General features: G+C 47.3%; 15 protein-coding genes and 1 tRNA gene. 7 read left to right on the forward strand and 9 right to left on the reverse strand.

Annotated features, from left to right (window positions below; translation table 11 throughout):
- Positions 1-475, reverse strand: a 475-nt coding sequence (locus tag WC647_15650; GenBank protein MFA6223744.1) for a 4Fe-4S dicluster domain-containing protein, incomplete at its 3' end; no start/stop codon positions are given.
- Positions 476-697: 222 nt separating this feature from the next.
- Between WC647_15650 and WC647_15655 the strand changes: the two genes are divergently transcribed.
- Both WC647_15655 and WC647_15660 read left to right on the forward strand, forming a co-directional pair.
- Positions 698-1,030 carry a hypothetical protein gene (locus tag WC647_15655; protein ID MFA6223745.1) on the forward strand — a complete coding sequence of 111 codons (333 nt, stop codon included), beginning with the start codon at positions 698-700 and terminating at the stop codon, positions 1,028-1,030.
- A gap of 40 nt (positions 1,031-1,070) precedes the next feature.
- A tRNA-Leu gene (locus tag WC647_15660) sits at positions 1,071-1,158 on the forward strand.
- A 94-nt stretch (positions 1,159-1,252) separates the two neighbouring features.
- Here WC647_15660 and WC647_15665 read toward each other — a convergent pair.
- The 5 genes from WC647_15665 to WC647_15685 form a co-directional block, all read right to left on the reverse strand.
- The gene (locus WC647_15665; GenBank protein MFA6223746.1) at positions 1,253-1,393 is read right to left on the reverse strand and encodes a hypothetical protein; all 141 of its coding nucleotides are present in this window, start codon (positions 1,391-1,393) and stop codon (positions 1,253-1,255) included.
- Positions 1,394-1,904: 511 nt separating this feature from the next.
- Positions 1,905-2,153, reverse strand: a complete 249-nt coding sequence (locus WC647_15670; protein MFA6223747.1) for a hypothetical protein — start codon at positions 2,151-2,153, stop codon at positions 1,905-1,907.
- Positions 2,154-2,213: 60 nt separating this feature from the next.
- The gene (locus WC647_15675; protein ID MFA6223748.1) at positions 2,214-2,456 is read right to left on the reverse strand and encodes a hypothetical protein; all 243 of its coding nucleotides are present in this window, start codon (positions 2,454-2,456) and stop codon (positions 2,214-2,216) included.
- A 12-nt stretch (positions 2,457-2,468) separates the two neighbouring features.
- Positions 2,469-6,110, reverse strand: a complete 3,642-nt coding sequence (locus tag WC647_15680; GenBank protein MFA6223749.1) for a PAS domain S-box protein — start codon at positions 6,108-6,110, stop codon at positions 2,469-2,471.
- Between the two features lie 522 nt (positions 6,111-6,632).
- Entirely contained in the window at positions 6,633-7,229 is a 597-nt protein-coding gene (locus WC647_15685) for a phosphatase PAP2 family protein (GenBank protein MFA6223750.1), read from the reverse strand.
- A gap of 541 nt (positions 7,230-7,770) precedes the next feature.
- On the opposite strand from WC647_15685, the gene WC647_15690 reads away from it, so the two are divergent.
- The 5 genes from WC647_15690 (at position 7,771) to WC647_15710 (ending at position 13,964) form a co-directional block, all read left to right on the forward strand.
- Positions 7,771-11,001: a PAS domain S-box protein gene (locus tag WC647_15690; GenBank protein ID MFA6223751.1), complete on the forward strand. Its 3,231-nt coding sequence runs from the start codon at positions 7,771-7,773 to the stop codon at positions 10,999-11,001.
- A gap of 552 nt (positions 11,002-11,553) precedes the next feature.
- The gene (locus WC647_15695; GenBank protein MFA6223752.1) at positions 11,554-12,012 is read left to right on the forward strand and encodes a PRC-barrel domain-containing protein; all 459 of its coding nucleotides are present in this window, start codon (positions 11,554-11,556) and stop codon (positions 12,010-12,012) included.
- Between the two features lie 359 nt (positions 12,013-12,371).
- Positions 12,372-12,653: a hypothetical protein gene (locus WC647_15700; GenBank protein MFA6223753.1), complete on the forward strand. Its 282-nt coding sequence runs from the start codon at positions 12,372-12,374 to the stop codon at positions 12,651-12,653.
- A 217-nt stretch (positions 12,654-12,870) separates the two neighbouring features.
- Entirely contained in the window at positions 12,871-13,158 is a 288-nt protein-coding gene (locus WC647_15705; protein ID MFA6223754.1) for a hypothetical protein, read from the forward strand.
- A gap of 221 nt (positions 13,159-13,379) precedes the next feature.
- Positions 13,380-13,964 carry a plasmid pRiA4b ORF-3 family protein gene (locus tag WC647_15710; protein ID MFA6223755.1) on the forward strand — a complete coding sequence of 195 codons (585 nt, stop codon included), beginning with the start codon at positions 13,380-13,382 and terminating at the stop codon, positions 13,962-13,964.
- Between the two features lie 161 nt (positions 13,965-14,125).
- Here WC647_15710 and WC647_15715 read toward each other — a convergent pair whose 3' ends face one another.
- Genes WC647_15715 through WC647_15725 form a run of 3 tightly spaced genes read right to left on the reverse strand, consistent with a single transcriptional unit; the run spans position 14,126 to position 17,649 of the window.
- Positions 14,126-16,156: a xanthine dehydrogenase family protein molybdopterin-binding subunit gene (locus WC647_15715; GenBank protein ID MFA6223756.1), complete on the reverse strand. Its 2,031-nt coding sequence runs from the start codon at positions 16,154-16,156 to the stop codon at positions 14,126-14,128.
- A 34-nt stretch (positions 16,157-16,190) separates the two neighbouring features.
- A complete protein-coding gene (locus WC647_15720; protein ID MFA6223757.1) occupies positions 16,191-16,697 on the reverse strand; it encodes a (2Fe-2S)-binding protein in 507 nt (168 codons plus the stop codon).
- 46 nt (positions 16,698-16,743) lie between these two features.
- A complete protein-coding gene (locus WC647_15725; GenBank protein ID MFA6223758.1) occupies positions 16,744-17,649 on the reverse strand; it encodes a pirin family protein in 906 nt (301 codons plus the stop codon).
- Between the last annotated feature and the right edge of the window lie 5 nt (positions 17,650-17,654).

Below are 17,654 nucleotides of genomic sequence, written 5' to 3' on the forward strand. Positions count from 1 at the left end.
GCAACTTCCCTTTACGGAACATGTTCATGCCAAGCTCCATGTCTTCCATAAAGGTCTTGGTTCTAAATTTATACATTCCCACGAGAAAAAGCTCATAGACACGACCGAAATACTTGACCGTGTCCATAAAAGTCTTGTGAAATATGGCTACCTTGGGATCGGTCAAGGTTCCCTTGTTCCTCAGGATACTGTGCCTGATCGGATCAAGGAGTCCCGGGACGTCGATGCCGTTTGGGCATCTTGCCCCACAGGTGTGGCATGTCAAACATAGCCAGATACTCTTGGACTGGATTATCCTGTCTACATCTCCCAATACGGCCAGACGAACAAGCTGATGGGGCAACAGGTCCATGTCAGGGGCAACGGGGCAGCCTGCGGAACATTTGCCACACTGGTAACACTGATTGATTACTGATACTAAATCCGCCGACATCGGCGACGCTGATTGCTTAACAGAGGAAGTTTGAGGATTCATTAGAGATTCCCAACTTAGCTAGAATTTTTAATTTTTTGACCTGGCATCGACCGGAAGGTAAGCAATGGCAATATTAAACTCGAGAAACGGGCATGTCAAGTCAAGAATCCCCAAGATTCCGAGGCATGGACAGCGCCCGAGGCGAGCATCCCTTGACCTCAATAGCCGCCGGACTGTATAGAATGTTCAACGCTTGATCCTCCGAGTCTTCGGGAGACTAAAATGAAGGTTTTCAATGTCAATAGGTTGGCCAAGGAGCAGGGCGGTGAATACGTCCTCGGAATGAAGGATCTGCATACACACGCGTGTTACATGATCTTCGGGACTCTTCCGCCAGGCGAGGACAACAGACTAGTCAAACCCGGCGAAGGACATGAGGAGATCCTTCTGGCCGTTGATGGTCGCCTGATAATTGAAAGTGAAAAAGGCAAGTCAGTGTTGGAGTCTGGCCACGCAACTCATGTGAAGGAAGAAGAGGCATTTTTTATTTCAAATCCATCTGAAAAAACTGTATTATATGTTCTGGCTGGTGGGCATTCCAGCCCCCATCATTAGAATTGACGGTTGATCCTGCCGGAGAGTCCAACTCTCCAAAGCCTGAGTGGTGGAATTGGTAGACACAAGGGACTTAAAATCCCTTGGGGCATGTCCCCGTGACGGTTCGACTCCGTCCTCAGGCACCACAAATCATTAGGGTTTTTAAACATAGACCATTAAAAAACTGACTCGTAAATCAAGACATTCTCACTTTTGGTCCCATTTGAGCCCTCCAAATATCTATTTCTTGGCCTTGGATACCGCTAGAATTTGGGTTAATCCATTATCGTAAGCGAGTTTGTCGATAACGGATGTGAGTTCTTGGTCATCGACAAAACCGTATCTCGGTGACACGCCCATCTTCCGTCCCGCATGGCCCATGATCTCTTCTCTCGAACTTCAGAATCGATGCCTCATCTACGCGCATCAGGCTCCCATGCATGGCGAAGGTCGTGGAAACGGGGTTTTGGATCCGGCCATTGTAAGCGTCTCAACGCTGTTTTCCACGTGTCTATCGTTGATTTTCCAAACTACGTCGTCCTGTAAAGACCTCACTCTCCCTATGCGCTCAAATATTGGCATTAAATCTTTATGAATAGGGATTCTCTACGGCGCTGACTCTTTGGTCTCGGTAGCATGGAAAGAAATGATTCTGGAACGAAGGTTGATGTGTCTCCAGGTTAACTGATAGATTTCCCCACGTCGCATCCCTGTGAGATAACCGACCATAAGAATGTCTTGAAACCAACCCGGACACTCAGATTTAATCCCTTGAATGTCCTCCCAACTTAGATAAACCTGACGTTCAGAATCCTTTTCACTTAATCTTTTGAGTGAGCCAGAGATCCACGGATTTTCATGAACTATCTCATGCCAGTTCTTCCACAGACCCCTATTTTTCTTCGTCCTCCTCAAAACCGCCAAGAATTTTATCAGCATACTCGGGATACAATTTTCTCATGCAGTCAGAACAGATGCCGTGGCCGAACTGGGCTTCAGAATGTTCGCTTATGTATCTTTCAATTCCCAGAGGTTTGAAATCGATTTCAAATTTCTCGGATTCGCCAGTCAATGCGACTCTGCCATAAATCTCAAACAATTCAGGATGCGCCTGTTTGATCCCTGGAATTGCCTCGGTCACTTTCTTTCCAACTATGTTTTCTAACCCGGTCAACTGCTCAAATGCAGGGTTTACGTCTAGCTATGCCCAGTCATCTGGGTGGCCTTTGTCATCAAAAAGCATCTTGCAGTAAGCACATCCCTCCAGCATATTTTGGAACAACAAGCGATAGCGTTCCTCACTCTGTTTAAGGATATTCTCCTCGTGCTTACGTTCGTTGATATTCCGTTGAGCAGCCTCACAATACTCGCTTGAAGCCATCTTACGGCGCATCTTTCGCAAGTCATCGATTAACTGTTCCCTGGTTTTGTCTCGGTCTTGCATGTAGTTTTACCATCAATCGATGTCCAGGATCTCACGAATTGTAGTCAAAAGCTGTCTCATGTTATACGGCTTTTGGATGAATCCCCTTGCTCCGGCCGCCATGACGTTATTAGCCGATCCGCTCTCGGAATGACCACTGGCTACAATAACCTTGGCATTGGGATTGACCCGGAGAATCTCTTCCAGGCATTTCCTGCCATCCATCTCAGGCATGATCAGGTCCAGTATGATCAGCGATATGCAGTTGCCCTCCCTTTGGAACGCCTCCAAAGCTTCTTTGCCATTATTAGCAGTGATGACTTTATATCCGAACTGGCTAATAAGTGTTGCGCCAAGATCCCTAATATCGTCTTCATCATCCACCAGAAGAACAGTCTCTGTTCCGCGTGGAATAGTGGTCTCAACGGTTGGAGCTTGCGAATCTTGTTCTACCTGAATTGCAGGTAGATAAATTGTGAATGTGGTTCCAAGGCCAAGCTCGCTATAACACTTAATTTGGCCTCCGTGCTGCTTGACGATGCCATAGACCGTCGCAAGTCCTAGTCCGGTTCCTTTACCAATCTCCTTAGTGGTGAAGAACGGCTCAAATATGTGAGATAGTGTTTCCTTGTCCATCCCTTGACCGGTATCTGAAAATGTAAGCACGACGTAATTCCCAGGTTTGGCTTCAAGATGAGACTTACAATATTCCTCGTCCATCTGTATGTTTGTCGTCTCAATAGTTAATGTCCCACCGTCCGGCATTGCGTCCCTTGCGTTTACTCCCAGATTCATCAAGACTTGGCTTATCTGTGATGGGTCCGCTTCGATTGATTCCAGGTTCCCTTTGAGATGTAAGTTAATATTTATGGTCTTTGGAATTGTGCGGGATAACAGGCTGCGAACAGAGGTTATTTCCTGATTCAAATCGACGGGGACATGCTTTGTATCGACCTTTCGACTGAAAGTCATCAAGCTTTTAACCAGATCTGCGCCCCGCTTTCCCGCCTGATATATTTTCTGTAGATCAGCGTAGTCAGGTTCCTCTTCTTTTTTGCGTTGGAGCATTAACTCGGAATATCCCAATACAGCCTGGAGCAGGTTGTTGAAATCGTGCGCCACGCCACCTGCAAGTGTCCCTATCGCTTCCATCTTCTGAGCCTGGAAGAGTTGTTTTGAAAGCTCAAGATGTTCCGTAATATCACGCTTGACCGCAACGAAGTTCACTATGGCTCCTGATGTGTCTTTTACCGGTGAAATCGTGGAATCCTCATAATATAGTTGTCCGTTTTTCTTCCTGTTTATAAACCGCCCTGACCAGATCTTGCCTGATTTTATAGTGGCCCATAACTGAGCGTAAAAAATAGAATCGTGTTCCTCGCTTTTCAAAATCCGAGGGTTAGCCCCTCGAAGTTCCTCCTTGCTGTATCCTGTCATTCTGCTTATTGCTGGGTTGACGTAATGAATAGTCCCCTCAGTGTTTGTGATGATGACCCCCTCTGTAGCTTGATCAATGGCGGTGGCCAGACGTCTTTGAGTTTCCTCCGCCTTTCGTTCGGCAGTCACGTCTACAAACATGGACCGTGTTCCGGTCACATGGCCGGAGTAATCGGTTTCAGGCATCGTGTACAAGAATGTTTGAATGAGTCTACCGTCTCGCGTTAACAATTGTCGTTCGCCCATGACGTATTCTCCTGCAAGAGCCCTTGCATAGCCACCACCATCAAGAAGTCGAGCCTGGGACTCAGGCGAATAAAAGTCGGCCAGGGGTTTTCCAATTACCTCCTCTCTAGCGAAACCGACGGAATTTAGAAACAGTTTGTTGCAGTCGCTAATGAAGGGAATTCCCTGCTCATTCCTGGTGATGACATACATCAAGGGCGCATCCTGAAACAGTTTTAGATAGTTCTCTTCACTTCGTCGCAACTGCTCCTCTGTTTTCTTGCGCTCTGTGATGTCGGTAAAGATCACCTGTACTGCCCGCTTGCATTCGTATTGCAATGGAGTCGCCATGACTTCCACATTTGTGGATGTGCCATCCAACTTCAAGTAAACATCTTCTGCAGGGTAAAGACCTCTTTCTCCGGCCATCATTCTCTTTATCCTGGATTGCGCTTTTTCTAATCCATCGGGATGGATGATCTCTATGATCGGCTTGCCTATTAGTTGCTCTTCTGTTTCTCCACCTAACAGACTCACACCAGTGGGGTTTAAAAAAACAATTTCCCCCTCAGAGTGTACCGCAATCCCAACCGGAGCCACCTCAAGCAGGTTCTTATAACGCTCCTCACTCTCTTGCAGCAAATTTTCCGCCCGTTTGCGTTGGGTAACGTCGATAAACACTGAACGTGAACGCACAATCGAACCCTGAGAATCTCTCTCTGCTGTCACATTTAACAAAACATCGATGACATCGCCACTTTTCTTAACCAACTGCAACGGAGCGTCTATTACCAGACCTGTTTTCATGAAAGCCGGAAACACAATCGACCGAGCATAGTGAGCCGAATTCTCTGTCTGGAAATCAAAAGATCGCCGTCCGAGAACCTCACTACGCTCGTAGCCGAGTTCTTCGCAGAAGCGATCAGATACGAAGTTGATCTGCGCTTGAGAATCCAATGACACCATCATGACAGGAGCTTTTTCCCAGATATCATGGTATCGCTCCTGGCTCTCTCGCAACGATACCTGGGCTCTGTTCAGTTCATCAGCCTCTACCAGGAGTTCTTGCCTCGAAGATTCCAATTCTGCAGTACGAGCCCGGATTTTCTCCTCAAGGTTTTGGTAACTTTCTTTCAGTCTCACGGACATCTTATTGAAGGCGTTTACGAGATCCCTCATTTCCTTGTTTTTGGGTGGTGAGATATCTTCTCCTAGCCGTTCCGGGCTTTCTGTTATCAAAACCGCTTGATCCCTTACCGCAGTAAGAGGAGATAAAATGAATCCTCTAATCAGCAGAAAAAGGGCGCCAAAAACCATGAATAATAAACCTATAAGCAACGCCGATAAATGGAGAGAAAAACGATTGGCGTTTTCATAGGCCACTTCCAGGGGTATTCGTATCGAAATCGCCTCAACAACATCTCCTATATGCCTGTTGAAGCTTTTCTCAGGACCATATCTTTTGACGAGATCTCCGGGGGCTCTATCTGGAGTACTGTGACAACGCAAGCAAGAGTCTTCCATAGACTCTCCCCTGCGAATAACAGTTAAGAATGGCTGTTTTTCGAAAAAACGCACAGCGCTTCTCTGGTTAAGTTTTACATCAGCGCTCAAATCATTTATGAACTGCCTTTCATACTCGTCAGCCTCGTTCTCAGGGGAACGTGCGTTGATAGCGCTTTCTTTATAGAAGTAGGGTTTTGAATTAAAATGGTGGAAGTATTTCTCCATCTTCAAAACAGCGTATGTCGATGACATCCAGATGGGATCAAAGTAATCTGTGGATTGCAATGGCCCTATAGTCTTAAAAAGACTTGGCTTTAGATCCTTTGTAAAATAGGTATGGGTGGCAAGGTTTCTGTCCAGCATCAAACGAGCTTTAGATTCCGCCTCCACCAGCGCCTGTTTTTTCATGTTGCTGTTCACCAGAATGATGACCATTACACCAACAAAAACAAAAAGCGCTCCGATTGATAATAACAGGTAGGTACGAGTCCGAATGGTGGGCGCCACGATCTACTCCTTTGTTTGGAAGCCGAGAGTTCTGTGGGGCACAAATCATTTCATAAGATTATCATGTTGTAGTTGTGCGGGTCTACCCAATGCCTGTATTGGAGTTGTCACTTCAAGCTATGGCGCCGCTTTAATTAGTGATTGACCCAAAAAGTATTCTTCTGGTACGCTATAATTATTGATAGGGTCTTTTAACACATAGCCCCTCTGTCAATGTGTCCGACCAGAGGGGTTATTTTTCATTGACCCACTTGCCCTGGTTCGTGTAAGCTCATCGAGCTAATTGTCTGAAGCATGGAAGCCCAGTGATGCCGTCGTTGTTCATCGTTGGGCTTTTGTGTTTATTGGGAATCATTTCGTACTGTTTCAGACATTTCCAGAGAAAAAGCTGTCGATATTTTTCAGTTGCTGTCATTTTCTAAATCCCTTCCTCAAAACCGACAGACGATAGTCTCGTTTCTGATGTCTTCAGATCAAAAAGGGCATTTCTGGAGGACTGGATTGTTATAGTCTCCGATGGGATCAAATGAAGCGCATGAGCAATGTGACCCACAGGAGACCTATGAGGTAGGATATCGCCACGTCACTGGGCCAATGAGCCGCTAGACCAACTCTGGCGATTCCCCCTATGACAAGAAACGAGGCGCATATGACCAACAGAGTCCATCTAAAGCTTCCTGAGGCCTTGACCGCAGCTAGAACAGCCACGAATCCGAAGGTCGCCATATAATTAAAAGCAAAGATGGAAGGAAATGCGGAACCTGGAATTGCTTCTGCCACCTGAACCAGTTCGGGAGAAGGTCGTGGCTGGGCAACGACTTGTCCAAGCCATGTCCCAATCACCCACAACCCTACGAAGCTGGCGATTGACAACAATCCTGCACGCAACCCAGCAATCACCCAGGAAAGCACAAACGTGACGCCAATTAGAATCAAGACCCATGGGAATTTGGCAGTTGAGGATAGAGCCTGAGCCCAGTTCGTGGATTCGGGCAGTAAGGACTGAACAAGCCTGGTACTACTTACGTCCCCCGGAAGATAGGGAAAATACCTGAGGCATAGCGTGAGCAGGGCCACTAGGCAGAGTAGAGTTAGCCACACCAGATCTTTGGTTCTCATAGCCACTCCTGAAAAGAGTTTTCCCAAGGTAAAACCAATTTTTTCAATTTACTCCAAATGGAACATCATAACAAATTACATCAAATCGCAAAAGTAAGGAACCCAGTTCAATACCATTACTTTACGGAGGGCTTAATTTAACATTTTAAGCTAACTAGCTTGGTAAATTTGGTCCCATTTTTTGGGGATATATAGGTGTATAAATGATGATACTAATCTATAACTAGCTGGTAAGATTAGCGAAAAGTAATGTAAATAACTTACTTTGCGGGACTTAAAATCCCTTGGGGCATGTCCCCGTGACGGTTCGACTCCGTCCTCAGGCGCCAACCTTCTCAAACGGTTCCGAATAAATCAGTTGATGAATTCGGAGCTACCCTGTAATGGCAAGCGCCGTATGTGATTTCCCCAATTTAAATCTATCTATTATTCTTTTCAGGACTGATTTTATCATATATTTTGTTATCGACCTCTTATACAATATTAACTGGGGTAGTAGTCACCATTTATACCGCTGGTTTTCGACTCCGGAGTATTTTCCATGCAAGACCAAGACAAAACCAGAGAGCAACTCATTAAAGAATTAAGTGAGATGCGCCTTGCGATCGTTGAATCTAAGGCAAACGAGGCTAAACTCCTTGCCGACGTAACGACCTTGAGCCAGTCGGAATCACATTATCGTGAGATAGTTGATCGGGCAAACGAAGCCATTTTAATAATTCAGGACGGACACATCAAATTTGCTAACCGTGCAACCCGAGAACTGACTGGATATTCAAAGGCGGACCGATCAACCTTCGATGTCATTGCCTCGGTTGTTCATCCGGATGATCGAGAAATGGTCGCAAAATACCATTTGCGCCGACTACAAGGTGATAATACCCCATTTCATTATGATATTAGAATTGTCCTGAATGACGGAACAGTCAAATGGGTAACGATGCATACATCGCTACTCGTGTGGGAAGCAAAACCGGCGGGCCTTTGTCTTATGACCGATATCTCCGAGCGCAAGCGGGCTGAGGAGGAGTTGCAACGGTACCACGAGCATTTAGAAGATCGGGTGCATGAAATCACCCATGAATTAAGCGTATCGGCGACTCGACTCCAAGACTTGCTGTATACTACCAGCGACTGGGTATGGGAAATAAATGAAAAGTGGGAGTATATCTACGCTAGTCCAAGAGTAAGTGAGGTACTGGGTTACAGGACTGAAGAGGTTCTAGGTAAAACCCCTTTGGACTTTATGAGTCCGGAAGAGGCGGCTCGTATTGGCGCAATTTTTAAAGCAATCGCCGACCGTCGAGAGCCTTTTTCCTTTTTAGAAAACACGAATCTACACAAAGACGGTCGAAGTGTCATTTTAGAAACTAGCGGGGTTCCTATATTTGGCGTAGATGGAGAGTTCAAGGGCTACAGGGGAACTGACAGAGACATCACCGAGCGCAAACAGACGGAAGATGTTTTGCGGAAGGCTGAGGAGACATACCGCAATGTCTCGTCTATAACCTCGGACATAGCATATTCCTGCTGCAAATCAACGACTACGGCCTATTCTATTGACTGGATAACGGGAGCGACGGAACGCATTACCGGCTATTCGGAGAATGAAATAAAGACTCTAGGATGTTGGGGGGCTTTAGTCGTCGATGACGATTTGCCCATTTTCGACACACATGTGATCGGTGTCACTCCTGGAGGGATAGACTTCTGTCAAATGCGCTTGCGCCATAAGACCGGCGAGATCGTTTGGGTCCGCGCGTCAACCAAATGTGTGTTCGATACGGGGTCTTCAGATAGTCTACGGTTATTCGGAGGAATAGAAGACATCACCGAGCGCAAGCGGGCGGAGGAAGCTGTTCAGCGAAGTGAGACCTTTCTTCAGCAGGTCGTGGAAAACATACCACACATGATTTTCGTCAAGGAAGCTGAGAATCTTCAATTTGTCCGATTCAACAAGGCTGGAGAGGATCTGCTTGGATATTCCCGAAACGATTTGCTCGGCAAGAGCGACCACGACTTTTTCTCTTCGGATCAAGCCGACTTCTTCATTGCAAAAGACAGGGAAGTCCTGGCAAATGGACAGCTCTCGGAAATTCCTGAAGAAGAAATAAACACCAGGCTGAAAGGCAAACGGGTATTACACACAAAAAAGATTCCAATTCTGGACGCCAATGGGGCGCCACAATACTTGCTCGGAATTTCTGAGGATATTACTGAGCGAAGAAAATCGGAAAAGAAGAACCTAAGGCTGGCGGCAATCGTTGATTCTTCCGATGACGCAATCATCGGAAAGACCGTGGATGGAATTATCACGAGCTGGAACAAAGGGGCGGAAAAGATTTATGGTTTCAAGGAATACGAAGTACTTGGCAAACCAATATCAATTTTGGCTCCACATGATCATGCGGATGAGATTCAGGGCTTCCTTGAACAAATTAGGAGTGGAAAATCAGTGAAACGCCTTGAAACTGTTCGCCGAAACAAGGATGGCGCCAATATTCCGGTATCCTTAACTATTTCTCCGATCATTGACAAGGATGGCGGCATAATTGGCGCATCAACAATAGCCCGTGACGTCTCTGATCGTATTAAGGCTGAACAACAAAGAGAGGTTCTTCAATCTCAACTTTTTCATTCCCAAAAAATGGAGGCGATTGGAACCCTCACCGGTGGCATCGCCCACGACTTCAACAACATACTTCAGGCGGTCATAGGCTATTCCGAACTCATGCTGCAACGGAACAAAGACGGAGAGAAGGACTCTTTTGATCTGGAGAAAATATATGAGGCTGGAATACGGGGGGCCGAGCTTGTCAAAAACCTAATGACATTTACCAGAAAAACCGAGACTCAGTTCAAGCCTGTCGATCTAGGCTATCAGGTCCAACAGGCTGTAAGTATGTTGGCAAGGACAATTCCCAAGATGATTGAAATTGAGACCACCCTGGCTCCAGAGCTTGCGAAAATCGATGCGGACCCTTCCCAGATAGATCAGATTCTGATGAACCTGGCCGTCAACGCCAGGGACGCCATGCGTGATCGAGGGAAACTCTCAATTCAAACCTCAAATGTAGTCTTGGATGACACGTATTGCAAAACGCATGTTGCGGTTAACCCCGGCGCTTATGTCCTTCTGACTGTTTCAGATACCGGTCATGGTATGGATAAGGAAACACTAGGTCACATTTTCGAGCCCTTCTTCACGACGAAGGAAATAGGAAAAGGGACCGGCTTGGGTCTGGCTACGGTGTATGGCATCGTCAAGCGGCATAACGGCTTTATTGACTGCCAAAGCCAACCTGGCCAGGGAACAACATTCAAGATATATCTCCCGGTAGACCAGAGAACAGAACAAGTTTCCCAGGATACGTGCGAGACGACGGCGCCCAAAGGGGGAACTGAGACCATCCTGTTGGCGGATGACGAGGAGTCTGTGAGACTTATCACTAAGAGGATTCTTGATAAAATGGGTTACAAAGTGATCTCCGCTTGCGACGGACTGGAAGCGTTGGAATTGTATAAGCGGGAATCTGGAAACATATCTCTGGTTATTCTGGATCTTGTCATGCCCAAAATGGGTGGCCAGAAATGTCTGGAGGAGATCCTTAAGGTTAATCCAACATCGAAAGTCCTAATAGCTACCGGTGTTTCCAAGGCGGACGAACAAGCGGGCCGGGTGGTTGTTTCAGGAGCCATGGGAATTATACATAAGCCCTTTGACAAAAATGACCTTTCTAGAGTGGTCCGTGACACCCTGGATAGGGATTGACAGGGTACCCACATGCAAGGCCAGGATAGAATCAAAGAAAAGCTTACCGACGAATCGGCTGAATTGCGCTCTCAATTATTGACCAAAAAAAAACCAACTGAAACTGCAGTTGGCGTAGGATGGGAAGATTATTTTCTTGTCCAAGAACTAATGCAACTGCCGGGCCAAAGTTTAATTTAAACTGAAAATATCGCGTATCGGGGTTAATATCAATGTGTTACCAAGGCTCCCGTCATCGATTGCATATTCGATTAGTAGGTCTGAATTAAGGGATTTGTTCAAAAATTTATACATAAAAACGCCTCCAAACCACAAGACATTACAATTACTGGACTTTTTTTGTATTAAAAACCGGCGGCTTCTGCCGAAAATTTGAACACGGGGGTATTTATTTTACGCCTCTTTTGGCTAATGATTGAGTCAGGCGTTTTTTCTTGCTTGTTGTTATTTTGATTCGCTTTCAAATTTGTCCAACTGGAGCTGAAACATTCTAAACGGTCTACTTGTCTACCTGACTTTAGACTTAATTTGTCGTTCAAGAAAGGAGATCTCATGAAGAAACTGCTTTTGATAGGCTTGGGGCTGGTGATGCTCATGGCCTCTTTTGGTTTTGCCGCGGACGAACCTGCAAAGGCCCCTGCCCCTGCGTCGGTCACTGCTCCTGCAGCAGCCCCTGCGCCTCCTGTGGCCGGTTCGGAGACCGTAGTTTTAGGCGTAACGGTTACAGAGTTAACAAATGTGGTCAACGGTTGGAGCGTCAAGAAAAAAGTCATAGGTAAGCGAGTCTACAACGATAAGAAGGAGAAAGTCGGTACGGTAGAAGATATTATCATCGCTCCCGATAAGGTCGTTACCTATGCAATAATCGGGGTTGGAGGATTCCTGGGCGTGGACAAGCATGACGTCGCCATTCCGATCAAGCAATTTAAAGTGGTAGATGGAAAGTTTACATTACCTGGCGCAACAAAAGACGCCATCAAAAAAATGCCCGCCTTCAAGTATGCAAAATAGTAATAATCTTCATACGTGGACACAACCTGTTTTTCGAGAGCGGTTCCATCGTGGAATTATTTAATTGACTGAATAGACTACTAATTGTCATAATGAATGCTGTTAAGTATTCATGACACCCTTCAGAATCCGCCTTGTATAATCGTACGAGAGCGGATTTATTTTGGATGTTTTGTAATACCCGCTTATCGGAAGGCATATCTCACCGGCTGACCAAAGCCACTGTCCTGAAGACTTATGCCTTCCTTCATTTATACCCTTGTTTCTCCTTCCCTTTTTCGCTCATGTAGTATCTGGGAGTGGATGACGAGCCAAATTATATCTTGAATATTGTGACAGACCACATTCCGGAGAGGATAATGCTCAGAACTGACGACGACACCATAGAATCATACTTGGCAAAAATCGAAGCCCAGGTTCGTCAAGACCATCCCGTTTGGGATAAAGAAAGACAATGGAAAATAGAGGTATCGAGCAAGATACCGATGCTAAAGAAAGAAGCAATTGACTACGATGAGAAGATAATTCGTATTGATAAGGGGATTCTTAGAAAAGCCTTAAATGGAGACGAATCTACCGAGATCAGAATATTAGCCCATTGTTCCGCTTATGCTTCTGGTTTTAAGATCACGTATAAATAAGTTTCGGATGGTTCGAGCAAATCCCTAATCGTCAATAAACGCCGAGATAATCCGATACATCCTGGACTGGCTTGCTCAACTTTGACATTACTTTTTCCATCTAAAACCTCATGTTTCATCATGAATTACCAATTTCGTCCCTTTTTGTTGATATTTCTTGAGTTAACGTTTAGTTTTCTTTACTTCTGCCTGAGTCTTTCGTCGGAGGGCAAACCAAATGACAAACCACAGCGATCTTCCTAGACAAATAGTCGTCACACCAACAAAAAGTGTCGGAATATCCATTATATTGACCGTTCTATTTGGACCTCTTGGGATGTTCTATTCAACCATCCCGGGAGCGATCATAATGCTCATAGTGTCCGGTATAGTGGGTCTAGTGACGCTGGGATACGGACTCATCATTACGCACCCCATCTGTGTAATTTGGGGAGCCCTTGCAACGCATTCATATAATAAAAAACTGCTTGAAGGTTTGAGGTTGTCTTCAGGGATGTATGTTTAGGGACTTTTCTCTCAAGCTGGTTCAACTCTAACCGAAACATTATACTTTAACTTACTTCCAGTATATTTGAGAGGACCCATAATTACAACAAATTGATCCAATATCTTCCGTGATAATTACAAAAATCATTTTAATTCATATTTCTAATGAAGCCCATTAAATGCTATTACAAAAATACTGAGTCGCTCTAAATCATCGGTTTCGTCAAATGGAGAGAAAAAATGCCCAGGAAACCAAAAGATGGATCAGTTGCTCCGGTAGGCCCAAGCAATCTCATTTATCAGATGAAGGTCACACTTAAAGGGGTTAAACCACCAATATGGAGAAGAGTTCAGGTCAGAAGTGACATCACTCTCAAGATTCTTCACAGTACGATACAACTGGTTATGGGTTGGCACGATGCGCATCTCCATGCGTTCAACATCAAGGGAGAGTCATACGGAGACCCTGAGGACGAATTTGGGTCGGATGAAAAGAAATTCCGTTTGAACAGATTGAACCTGGAAGAGAAAGACAAGTTTATCTATGAGTATGATTTTGGGGATGACTGGGTACACGAGATTCTGCTAGAGAAGATTTTGCCTGTTGACGAAAAGATTCAATATCCGATTTGTCTTAAAGGCAAGCGTTCCTGCCCACTTGAGGATAGCGGAGGTCCATGGGGGTATATGGACCTCCTGGACATTATCAGTGATCCTGATCACCCCGAGCACGAGGAAAGTATAGAATGGGTACCAGAGGATTTTGACTCGGAGATGTTTGACGCTGAGGAAATAAACCGGAGACTGAAAGCAATCCGCCGGTAATTGTTATGATGCGCGGTGGGGCAAAACATTGAACAACCAGGTTCTTACGCATTTTCTTGTCTCCAGCAAGGCCCATCAGCCAAACATGATTGATGATATTTTTTCGATAGCGATCGAATCAGGCGCCAGACACGGTCGTTACGAAACACCTCAAAACATTATCAAGCCTCTTTCAAGCCCTTGGCTTCAATAGGTAGCCGACGAATGCGCTTACCTGTGAGAGCAAATATGGCGTTAGCCACAGCCGCTGCGATTGGCGGCGTTGCCGGCTCTCCAACTCCGGTCGGATCTTCCTGGCTCGACACGATGTAAACTTCGACTTTCGGAGTTTTGTTCATGGCCAACACCTTATAATTATTAAAATTGCTTTGCTGCACCCGGCCGTCTTTCAACGTGATTGCGCCATAAAGCGCGGCAGAGAGCCCGTAGACTATTCCACTTTGCATTTGCGCCTCTACAGTGTTCGGATTTATTACCCTCCCACAGTCAATTGCGCACACCACCCTGTGGACATGCGGTTCTCCTGATGAGCTTACAGAGACCTCCACCACCTGGGCGACGAAGCTGCTAAAAGACTTGTGTAGAGCGATGCCCCGACCATGGCCTTCGGGAAGCGCGGTTCCCCACCCGGCTTTTTGCGCGGCCAGTTCCAAAACAGCTCGATGCCGGGGCTGATTAGCGAGAAGATTGCGTCGGAATTCATAAGGGTCCCTGCCTGCCGCATGCGCCAGTTCGTCCATGAAACTCTCGACTACAAAAGCAGTGTGGGAATGGCCGACTGGGCGCCACCACTGGACCGGCACGCCTATTTTAGTAGTGTGCAGGTCAACGACAATATTAGGGATCTCGTACGGAATGTCTTTCGCCCCTTCAACCGAAGTTTCATCGATTCCGTCGGAGGAAACCATGCCTGCTTCAAAAGGCGTTCCTGTCATGATGGACTGGCCTACAATAGTGTGACGCCAGCCGACGATGTTTCCATCGGAATCGATCCCGCCGGAGATTCGGTCGTACCACATCGGGCGGTACCATCCCCCTGTCGTGTCGTCTTCCCTGGTCCAGACTACTTTGACCGGGGCCTTAATCGCCTTTGCCACCTGCACTGCCATCACGACGAAATCCGATTGCGGATTGCCTCTTCGTCCGAATGCGCCGCCGAGAAGTGTAGTGTGAATTTTCACCTTGTCGGGATCCAGACCCGCGACCTGAGCCGCCGCGATTTGGTGCAGAGTCTGGGCCTGAGTTCCTGTCCAGATCTCGCAACTGTCGGCACGCAGATCTACAACACAGTTCAGGGGCTCCATTGACGCATGGGCCAGGTACGGGACTTCATATGCGCCAGTCAACACCTTGGCGGCCTTCTGGAGCGCCTGTTGAGGATCTCCGTCCTTCCTCGCCACTATCCCCGTCGTTTTGCTCAGCTCTGCGTACTGTTCCCGCATGCCATCTGTGGAAAGCGTCGCGTTGTCCCCATGATCCCAGACGATCTCGAGCGCGTCCCGCCCAACCTTGGCTGCCCAAAAGCCACTCGCGACAACAGCGACTCCCGATGGAACCTGTACCACGTCCTTGACGCCGGGAACGGCTTTTGCCTTGTCGGCGTTGAAGCTCAACACTTTTCCGCCGAACACCGGGGGTCGCGAGACAACAGCGACAAGCATACCGGGGATATTTACATCTATGCCGAACACTCCCTTTCCGTTGGTCTTTTCAGGGGTATCCAGCCGTTTTACCGGCTTACCGATAATCTTGAATTCAGATGGGTCCTTAAGTTGAACATCTTTGGGCTCGGCCATTGTAGCGGCCTTGTCGGCAAGTTGGCCGTAGGTGAGATGTTTCCCGCTGGAATGGATCACCCTGCCATTCCGGGCTCGACAGCTTTCTTTGTCTACCTTCCACGTGTCGGCCGCCGCTGCAATGAGCATTTCACGAACGGTAGCCCCGACCTTGCGTAATCGTTCCCACTCGCTTAACACACTCGTGCTGCCGCCAGTCCCCTGAACTCCCCATTGGGTGTGATTGTAGGATGGATCAACGGGAGCGGGTTCAACTACAACCTTGCTCCAGTCGCACTCGAGTTCTTCCGCCACCAGCATAGGCAAGGAGGTGTATACCCCTTGTCCCATTTCCGAATGGTTGACGATGATCGTAACCGTCTCATCAGAGCCGATGCGAACGAATGGGTTCAGCATGGAATTTCCTCCAGAGGTTTCATAATGATCTCGATCATTTTTTCAGCTCTCCTTCAGTCGTCATCGCCGACGCTCTGTGAATGGCGCTACGGATGCGCTGATAGGTTCCGCACCGACAAATGTTGTTGGACATGGCCACGTCTATGTCCTCGTCCGATGGCGCTGGATTCTCCGCTAAAAGGGCAGCGGCGGTCATTATCTGGCCGGAATGGCAGTATCCGCACTGCGGGACATCCTCCTCGATCCACGCCTTCTGAACCGGGTGATTCCCGTCCGCGGAAAGCCCCTCGATCGTCGTGATCTCCTTTTCCACTACATCCGAAACATGAGTTCGGCAGGACCGCACCGCCTTGCCATCCACATGCACGGTACAGGCGCCGCAGACCGATATGCCGCAACCGTACTTTGTTCCGGTGAGACCAATCTCATCCCGAATTACCCACAAAAGCGGGGTATCGGGCGGGACGGCGACCGTGTACTCTTTGCGGTTAACATTCAGTTTCACCTTCAGAAAATTCCGCCCATCAGTTTTCTCCGCCATGGATTCCGCCTCCTTGATAGTTGATTCATAATAATGACGCTGGAAATTACGATCTTTTGTGTTTAATGAATTCGCCATTGTTGTATTCTTCGAACGCGATTCTCAGTTCATCCTGTGTGTTCATCACGATCGGTCCATACCAGGCCACAGGTTCACCGATTGGTCTACCCGATATTAGGAGAAATCTGACGGCGTCACTCTCCGTAGAGACCATCACCTGGTCGCCGTCCCCGAAGAGGACCAGGCTGCGGTTGCTTATGAACGGGTTTGCCTGCATGTCAAAATAATTGGTCCCCTCAATCTCGTAGGAAAACGGTTTCTTTTCATTGCAGAAGCAACCCTTGCCGTCGATTACGTAAGCGAATACGGTGTGGCCTCGCTTGGTAGGATGAATGAATTCCGATCCGGGCGGGACTGTTACATCAAGATATTCCGGGTCGGTGATTATATCGCGAACCGGACTCTGCCTGTCGCCCATCTGGCCGCATATCGCTCTGACCCGCGCGCCATTCTCAAGCAATACTTCCGGCGCCTGTCCGCTTTTGACGTCACGGTAGCGTGGGTCCATCATCTTGTGAGACCTCGGTAGATTGGCCCATAATTGGAATCCGTACATCCGGCCGCCTGAGTCTCCTTTAGGCATCTCCTGGTGTATGATGCCGCTACCGGCGGTCATCCATTGTATGTCGCCCGCGGATATGACACCCTGATTGCCCATGCTGTCACCATGTTCTACGTCCCCCCGGATCACATACGTAATTGTCTCAATCCCGCGATGCGGATGCCAGGGGAAACCCTTGATGTAGTTTTCAGGATAGTCTGAGCGAAAATCATCCAGGAGGAGAAACGGATCGAACATCGGGACATGGGTGAATCCAAAAACCCGGTGAAGGTGAACCCCCGCTCCTTCTATCGTGGGTTTACTCTTTAGGACCTTTCTGATCTTTCTCATTTGAG

The sequence above is a fragment of the Desulfomonilaceae bacterium genome, from assembly GCA_041662605.1.
GTDB lineage: Bacteria > Desulfobacterota > Desulfomonilia > Desulfomonilales > Desulfomonilaceae > CAJBEZ01.